This window comes from Flavicella sp., assembly GCF_029238425.1.
Classification (GTDB): Bacteria; Bacteroidota; Bacteroidia; order Flavobacteriales; family Flavobacteriaceae; genus Flavicella.
Genome location: NZ_JAQWGB010000210.1, coordinates 1 through 8,261 on the forward strand (window position 1 = coordinate 1; position 8,261 = coordinate 8,261).

Annotated in this window: 7 protein-coding genes; 4 read left to right on the forward strand and 3 right to left on the reverse strand. The window is 34.7% G+C overall.

Annotated elements, in window-relative coordinates; all coding sequences use genetic code 11:
- Both P8H68_RS14225 and P8H68_RS14230 read left to right on the forward strand, forming a co-directional pair.
- A partial coding sequence (locus P8H68_RS14225) for a DUF1080 domain-containing protein (RefSeq protein ID WP_300326648.1) occupies positions 1–1,539 on the forward strand: 1,539 nt, incomplete at its 5' end.
- Positions 1,540–1,551: 12 nt separating this feature from the next.
- Positions 1,552–3,513: a plastocyanin/azurin family copper-binding protein gene (locus P8H68_RS14230; RefSeq protein ID WP_300326650.1), complete on the forward strand. Its 1,962-nt coding sequence runs from the start codon at positions 1,552–1,554 to the stop codon at positions 3,511–3,513.
- 71 nt (positions 3,514–3,584) lie between these two features.
- Here the strand turns inward: P8H68_RS14230 and P8H68_RS14235 are convergent, their stop codons facing one another.
- Complete coding sequence (locus P8H68_RS14235; RefSeq protein WP_300326653.1) at positions 3,585–4,553, reverse strand: DoxX family protein; 969 nt, start codon at positions 4,551–4,553, stop codon at positions 3,585–3,587.
- Positions 4,554–4,569: 16 nt separating this feature from the next.
- Positions 4,570–5,112 (reverse strand): DUF1599 domain-containing protein, encoded by a 543-nt coding sequence (locus P8H68_RS14240; RefSeq protein ID WP_300326656.1) that lies wholly within the window; start codon positions 5,110–5,112, stop codon positions 4,570–4,572.
- A gap of 172 nt (positions 5,113–5,284) precedes the next feature.
- Between P8H68_RS14240 and folP the strand changes: the two genes are divergently transcribed.
- Entirely contained in the window at positions 5,285–6,115 is an 831-nt protein-coding gene (folP, locus tag P8H68_RS14245) for a dihydropteroate synthase (RefSeq protein ID WP_300326658.1), read from the forward strand.
- Positions 6,116–6,358: 243 nt separating this feature from the next.
- On the opposite strand, the gene P8H68_RS14250 is transcribed toward folP, so the two are convergent.
- Positions 6,359–6,952: a ribonuclease HII gene (locus tag P8H68_RS14250; protein WP_300326661.1), complete on the reverse strand. Its 594-nt coding sequence runs from the start codon at positions 6,950–6,952 to the stop codon at positions 6,359–6,361.
- Between the two features lie 197 nt (positions 6,953–7,149).
- On the opposite strand from P8H68_RS14250, the gene P8H68_RS14255 reads away from it, so the two are divergent.
- On the forward strand, positions 7,150–8,261 hold a 1,112-nt coding region (locus P8H68_RS14255; RefSeq protein ID WP_366144957.1), incomplete at its 3' end, for a putative porin.

Below are 8,261 nucleotides of genomic sequence, written 5' to 3' on the forward strand. Positions count from 1 at the left end.
GATGTTATGATGCCCAAAGGATCTAATTCTGGTATTTATCTACAAAGTAGATATGAGGTTCAATTATTTGACAGTTGGGGTGTAGAACATCCAAAATACAAGGATATTGGAGGAATATACCAACGCTGGGATAAAACCAAAGAAAAGGGAAATGAAGGATATGAAGGTCACAATCCAAAAATCAATGCTGCAAAAGCACCAGGTCTTTGGCAACATATTAAAATTAAATTTAGCGCTCCTAGATTTAATGAGAAAGGAAAAAAAATAAAAAACGCTATTTTTCATGAAGTCTGGCTGAATGGGGTTTTATTGCATGAAAATGTTTATGTAACAGGTCCGACTAGAGCAGCCGCTTTTTCTAATGAAGTAGCCAAGGCACCTCTTATGATCCAAGGAGATCACGGCCCAGTCGCTTTTAAAAACATAGTGTATAAGACTTATACTCCACATAAAATAACATTTAACAACCTTATCTGTAAGGAGTACAATAAAATTTACAAAAAACAAGTACCTGATTTAAATATGGTACAAGAGATAAGAGCGGAAGAAGTTGATAAAGTAACTTTGGGAATGCTTAAAAGTAGAAATTACGCAAAAACAATCTACTACTCTGGTGAACTTAATATTCCAGAAACTGGAACGTATTTGTTTAATTTCAAAACCGCAATTGGAGGTGTTTCTCAATTGTTAATTAACAAGAAACCTGTTAACTCAACAAAAATATTTTTAGAAAAAGGAACGGCGGTGCCTTTTGAGCTTATGGCAAGTAAAGGAAGTCCTTGGATGGGTACTGTTATATTGAACATTGAAGGACCACATCTTAAATTACAATCTATAGACCCTAATTTAGCAACCGGAAAAAAAACTTTAAGAAGAAACCCTAAACATACCGTTCATGCTTCAGAACATCCAAATACACAACGTAGTTTCATGCACCACAACGGTGAAAAAAGAATGCACTGTATTTCTGCAGGAACTCCAGAAGGCATACATTATTCATTTGACTTAGACCATGCTTCTCTTTTATCTGTATGGAGTGGAGATTTATTTTTTGATGCTACTCAGATGTGGAGCTCTAGAGGAACAGAGCAATTTGGTAGAACAGGTTCTTTTGCCGTACCGATGTATGGTTACAGAGAGTTTGCTCAGCTGAAATCAGAAAATGACGAATGGAACAATTCTATTGAGGACATCAAATTTGAAAGTTATGCTTTAAACGCTCAAGGGAGACCTGTTTATACCCATCAAATGGGAGCTACTCAACTGACAAATGAAATGACCCCAAGTAATTCTACAAGAGGGATTACAAGGAAAATAAAAATAGAGGGACCAAATGAATTATACCATAAAATAAATGAGGGAACTTCTATCAAACAATTAAAAACGGGAGGCTACATCATAAACAACACCAGTTACTATGTAGAATTTCCTTCTGGTTCCAATTTGAAGCCTTTCATAAGAAAATCAAAAGACAAGGATGAGCTTCTAGTAAAAATCCCAAGTGGTACCCAAACATTAGAATATACAATCATCTGGTAAAAAAGAAAAATTATGAAAGCATATACCAAAATAGCGAGCGTCCTTTTTGTTTTATTACAGATAACGGCAATAGCTCAGAAAAAATCAGCTGCAGATATAAAGGAATCTGAATTTTATAAAATTATTGATGTTCCAATCCCAAAAGACATCATTCTGGAAGTTGGTGGATTGGCAATGACGGATGACAATAAACTTGGAGTATCTACAAGAAAAGGAGAAGTATGGTTGATTGACAACCCCTTGTCTAAAAAAGCATCATATAGTCTTTATGCAAATGGTTTACACGAAGCCTTAGGATTGGCCTATACAAACAATGGTTTTTATCTTTCACAAAGAGGAGAATTGACTCGTTTAGAAGATAAAAACAATGACGGAAAAGCTGATGTTTTTAAAAGTATTTTTTCTTGGCCTTTGTCTGGAAACTACCACGAATATTCTTACGGACCAAAAATCAAATCTAATGGAGACCTAATTGTAACCTTGAACCTATCATGGGTTAATGGTGTGGGTGGTGTTGCCTTGACAAAATGGAGAGGATGGATGTTACAAATCACTCCAGAAGGAGAAATGACGCCAATTGCAACTGGACTAAGATCTCCTGCTGGTTTTGGAATCAATGAAAACGACGATTTATTTTTCACAGAAAACCAAGGAGACTGGGTAGGTTCTGGTAGATTGACACATTTAGAATCTGGTGATTTTGCAGGACATGTATCTGGTTTGAAATGGACCGATGATCCGAAATCTCCATTGAAATTAAAAATCGAAGATATTGAAGAATTTTCAGGAATGACACTTTTTGAATACTCTAAAAAAGTTCCTGAATTGAAAGCACCGGCTATCTGGTTCCCTCATACCGTTTTAGGAATTTCAACATCGGATATGTTGTACCATAAAAAAGGAGTCAACTTTGGACCTTTTGAAAACCAATTGTTTGTAGGTGATCAAGGACATTCTAAAATTATGCGTGTTTATATGGAAAAGGTAAATGGTGTATACCAAGGAGCCGCTTTCCCTTTTAGAGAAGGATTTTCATCTGGTGTATTACGTATGATATGGGGTAATGAAAACAATATGTTTGTTGGAATGACAAGCAGAGGTTGGGCTTCAAGAGGTAGAAAACCTTATGGATTACAACGATTGGAATGGACCGGTAAAACGCCTTTTGAAATCAAAACAATGAAAGCTTTAAATGATGGGTTTTTACTAGAGTTCACAAAACCGGTGAACAAAAAATTCGCAGAGGACGTTGCGAATTACGACATGAAAAGTTTTACCTACAGATATCATAGAACCTATGGAAGTCCGATTGAAGACAACCAAAACGCAATGATTCATAAAGCCTCTGTCTCTGAAGATGGAAAAACAGTGAAACTAATGGTACATGGAATGCGCTTGGGATACATTCACCAATTAAAAGCACAAGGTGTAAAAGCTAGTTCTGGAGAAAAATTATTGCACAATGCTGCCTATTACACTCTAAACGAAGTGCCTGGTGGTGTTTTGAATTCACCTGCGATGCCTGAAATGCCAAAGAAAAGCAACGAAATCAAACAAAAGAAAAGAACCATTGAAATGCCGTTTACTTGGACAGATGGACCGGATAGAAAAATCACCATCGGTACTAAACCGGGAATGAAATTCGACATCAAAGAAATTACCTTAGCGAGAAATGCTAAAATTGAGCTGAATTTCATCAATAGTGACGACATGTTACACAATGTGGTATTCGCAAAACCGGGTGCACATGTACCAAATACTTTAGGTGAAGCTGCCTTGGCTCTAGGATTAGATGCTCCTAAATATAATTATGTACCGAACTCTCCTAATGTATTATACCATACAGGAATTGTTGGTCCAGAATCTTCTGAGAAAATATTTTTTGAAGTACCAAAACATCCCGGTCAATACTGGTTGGTATGTACCTTCCCAGGTCACTCAAACACCATGAAAGTAAAAGTTATTGTAAAATAATTTAATTAGTTGATAACAAAAAAGCGATACCCAACGGTATCGCTTTTTTTATAAACTCTTTTTTCGTTTCTCTATTCAAAAACAGAAGCCGCATCACGCCAATTCCATTTTCCAACCACAGTTCCTTTCTCTAAAGTTACCACACCAGGATTGGCTCTTATAATGGTTTTAAGTGTAGTTCCGTCACAAAACAAGAACTCAAAAGGCAATTCATGACGATGCATAACTTCTTGTATCCCCTCAGAGGAAGATGCCGACACTCCATATACCATATACCCTTTCTCTATAGCCTTCGTAGCCATTTCTCGTATCTCTTCAAAACCTTGTGCATTTCCTTGTTCTATCTCATAACTAACAATCAACATCGCTTTTTCTGAGTTTAATATTTGATCTGTTAAGTCATCCGTATCAGACTCAAGGAAAAAATCATGTACCGGAGGTAATTCGTCACTACCGTCCTGATACTCCATTCCTTCTTCAATATTTTTACCGATAGCATACGCTCTAAAATCGATAATTGGTAGATGCGCCAAAACAAAATAAGTGATGTAAATAAATATCCCTAAACTCGCGATAGAAATATTGCGCATGATTTTATCACTAAACACAGAACTGATCGTACTTGTGTTTAAAAGCAGCGGCAACATCAACACAAGGAGAATAACATTTTTGTAAAAAGTATCCCAAGGACTTAATTTCAAAGCGTCACCAAAACATCCACAATCGGTTACTTTATTATAATAAGCAGAATACCAAGTTAAAAACAAAAACAGGGTATTGATTGCTAACAAACTCCACACCGTAATTTTTGGTTTGTATCCCAAAAGCAAAGTAAGACCCAACATAATTTCAACCAAAATCAATAAAATTGAAAATGGCAATGCAAATGGAATTAAAAACTCAAGGTTGAGCACGTCGGCTCCAAAATATTCTTCAAATTTATAAGACGATCCTAGAGGATCTACCAATTTTACAAAACCTGAATATAAAAATGTAAAGGACACTAAGATCCTTGCAATAAAAATTAGAATTCCTTTCATTTTTTTAGTTTGAAGTTTATTTTGCCTGCCCTAAATGAATCATTGCAAAAATGGCATAATTGATCATATCTTGATAGTTGGCATCCAACCCTTCTGACACAATAGTTTTTCCTTTATTGTCCTCAATTTGCTTTACACGCAATAATTTTTGTAAAATCAAATCCGTTAGAGAACTTACGCGCATATCTCTCCAAGCCTCCCCATAATCATGGTTTTTATTCTCCATCAAACTTTTGGTAATATCAATATGCTTCTTGTACAAAGCCACAGCTTCTGGTGTTTCCAAGTCTGGCTGCTGTGCAATCCCTTTTTCCAACTGAATCAAAGCCATGATAGAATAATTGATAATCCCAATAAATTCAGACACCTCCCCTTCATCTACTTTTCTAACCTCATTTTCTTGTAACTGACGAATTCTTTGTGCTTTGATAAAAATTTGATCTGTTAAAGATGATAGACGTAAAATTCGCCATGCGCTTCCGTAATCAGTCATTTTATTTTCGAATAAAGTACTACAGGTTGCGATGATAGCATCGTATTGTTTAGATGTGTTTTGCATAAGAAAGATTGAAAATAATATTGTAAATTTCCCCCATAAAATTCACGGAATTTCTAGCGTTATTTATCGCAAACGAAATTATAAAATTTTAGGAGAAATCCCTCATAAATCATTTTTAAAGTTCTAACAGTTTCATCAACAAGCTTTCAAAGATGGTTTTCAAAAATAAATTATGGCGACAATCAATTGTAAAGGCAAACTCATAGACTTAGATTCTCCTAAAATAATGGGAATCCTAAACATCACTCCAGATTCTTTTTTTGACGGTGGAAAATACAGCGATGAAAAAAGTATTTTGGAACAGGTGGAAAAAATGCTTTCAGAAGGTGCTACTTTTATTGATGTAGGAGCTTATTCTTCTCGTCCTGGGGCTACCCATATTTCTGAAGAAGAGGAACTCAATAGAATCATTCCAATCATAAAAATTTTAGTAGCACATTTTCCTGAAATTTTATTGTCTGTTGATACTTTTAGAAGCAAGGTTGCTAAAGAATGTATAGAAGCTGGCGCTGCAATTATCAATGATATTTCTGGTGGAAACGCTGACCCCGATATGTTTGCAACTGCGGTGGAGCTACAAGTACCGTATATCATAATGCATATGCAAGGTACCCCTCAAAACATGCAGGACAACCCGCAATACAATAATATTAGCGAGGATCTTATTTTAGACTTTTCAAAGAAAACGAGCGAACTAAAAAAAATGGGACTAAATGATATTATCATTGATTTGGGCTTTGGTTTTGGAAAAACCGTTTCCCATAATTATGAACTATTGAGAAACTTAGATTTATTTCATGCATTGGAATGTCCAATACTCACCGGTATCTCAAGAAAATCTATGCTATACAAACCATTAGACATTTCAGCAAAAGAAGCGTTAAATGCTACTACCTATGCCAATACAATTGCCTTGCAAAAAGGAAGTCAAATTTTAAGAGTGCATGATGTAAAAGAAGCTCAAGAAATTATCGCATTGAATGCATTGCTATTAAATTCTTAGAAAGCACAAAATGCGTAAAACAAAAAATGCCCAAAATAAATTGGGCATCTTGTTTGTGCTTTCAACAACCTCTCCAAATTGTATTCAGCTAATTGATACTAAAATCAACATTAGTTATCAAAAAAAATTAAACATGTTACAAAAATAAATAGATTTTGCTTTTAAGAGGAATACATATGTCTCAAATAACACAACATATTCTTCATTTTTTACTTTTTTTAATAAGTAAAACCCCCATTTTTACTAGGATTCCACCTTAGGCAATAAACGAAACGTTTTTCTATGGTATTTACAACTTCCATTTGTTGCAATTCCTTTTCTGTGTTCTTTTGTAGGGTAGCCTTTATTTTTTTTCCAGTTGTAAACCGGAAATTCAGCATCTAATTTTTCCATAAAATCATCTCTGTAAGTTTTTGCCAATACCGATGCTGCAGAAATATTTAAATATGTACCATCTCCTTTTATAATGGTTTCATGAGGCACCTTTTTATAGGCATTGAATTTATTCCCATCCACTGAGATAAATTCTGGAGTTTTATCTAAGGCATCTATGGATTTATGCATCGCTAAAATAGAAGCTTGCAATATGTTTATTTTATCTATTTCCTTTTCGTGCACCACACCAACACCAAAACACACAGCCTTCTCCTCTATTATAGGTCGTAATACTTGACGCTGTTTTTCTGTTAATTTTTTGGAATCATTTAATAAGGGATGGCTAAAATCTGTAGGTAAGATAACAGCAGCTGCAACCACAGGTCCAGCCAAACAACCACGACCCGCCTCATCGGTTCCTGCTTCTAACTTAAAATTTGTATGCTTTAATTTTAACGCCATAGTTCTAAAAATTAATCGATGGTAAAAATAAGACATCGCATTTAGCATCCAAGCATATACCCCATGTTTTTGATCAAAAAAAAGAAGAATTTTCAAACTTATAAAAGCTACACTTTCTGAATAAATAAATTACCTTTGCCTCTAACATTTTTTATATATTTAGATTTATTTTTCAGGTAATACCACCTACAAAACCTATGAAAAAGTTTTTACTTACTGTACTTTCATTATTTTTTTCAATTTGCTTTTATGCACAGGAAAAAGACAGTATTAAAGAACCTGAAATCTATAATTTAAATGATTTCACCGAAAAAAAAGCGCGTCCTTTAGCTGCTCGTAAAAACGAGGAGGATGAGGGAGCAAAGGTGGATCCTGAATCTGGTAAAGCAGATTATTTGTTGTATAAAATTATCAACCATGCCAAAGACACGGTTGTTTTGGACACTACCTTGAGTATCGCTAGTCAATACAAAATGAACTTCATGAGAAAAGACATGTTTGGCACACATGCTTTTCAAAATCAAGGACAAGTTTTTACTGAATTGACTAATGATTTTAACAACCAAGAAATTGTTCCAAGTATGGGACAGACACCAAGAAATATTGGGTACAAACAGGTTGAAGATGTAGTTTACTATCAAGTTCCTACTCCCACTACTGAAATCATGTACAGAAATGGGATTGAACAAGGACAAGTTTTAGATTCCAAAATCGCCATCAATCTAACAGAAAATTTAAACGTTTCTTTAGGGTATGTAGGATTGCGCTCTTTAGGTGCTTACAGAAATTCTTTGAGTAGTTTTAAAAACTTTACAGGAACTGTTTCTTATAAGACAAAAAATGATCGGTATAGAATTCGTTTTCATAACACCAACCAAAGAACACTAAACCAAGAAAATGGTGGAATTGTAGACGAAAGAAAAGAAGATTTTGAATCGAATAATTCTGAATACAGTGACCGTGGGCGTTTGGATGTAAACATGGAAGATGCCGAAAGTGTATTGACTGGAAAAAGATATTTCATTGACCATAATTTTAAACTGTTTACCACCAAGGATACCATCCCTAAAAAGATGTCTAATGTAAAACTTGGGCATATTTTTAATTATGAGACCAAACAATTTAATTTTTTAAAACCTACTAGTACCGAATATTTCGGAGACTACTTCTCTACAGAAACAAATGATCTTACGTCATTTAAATCGATGGACAACAAAGCCTATGTAGATTTTACAAGTCCATATTTACTGGGGAAATTTAGAGTTCTTGCTGGTTATCATTATTATTATCAGGGTTATAAAAAAGTGGT

What these genes read in the sequence shown, in the direction of transcription:
- P8H68_RS14230 (WP_300326650.1), top strand. Translation starts at nt 1,552, where the DNA reads ATGAAAGCATATACCAAAATAGCGAGCGTCCTTTTTGTTTTATTACAG.
- P8H68_RS14250 (WP_300326661.1), bottom strand. Translation starts at nt 6,952, where the DNA reads ATGGCGTTAAAATTAAAGCATACAAATTTTAAGTTAGAAGCAGGAACC.
- P8H68_RS14235 (WP_300326653.1), bottom strand. Translation starts at nt 4,553, where the DNA reads ATGAAAGGAATTCTAATTTTTATTGCAAGGATCTTAGTGTCCTTTACA.
- P8H68_RS14240 (WP_300326656.1), bottom strand. Translation starts at nt 5,112, where the DNA reads ATGCAAAACACATCTAAACAATACGATGCTATCATCGCAACCTGTAGT.
- folP (WP_300326658.1), top strand. Translation starts at nt 5,285, where the DNA reads ATGGCGACAATCAATTGTAAAGGCAAACTCATAGACTTAGATTCTCCT.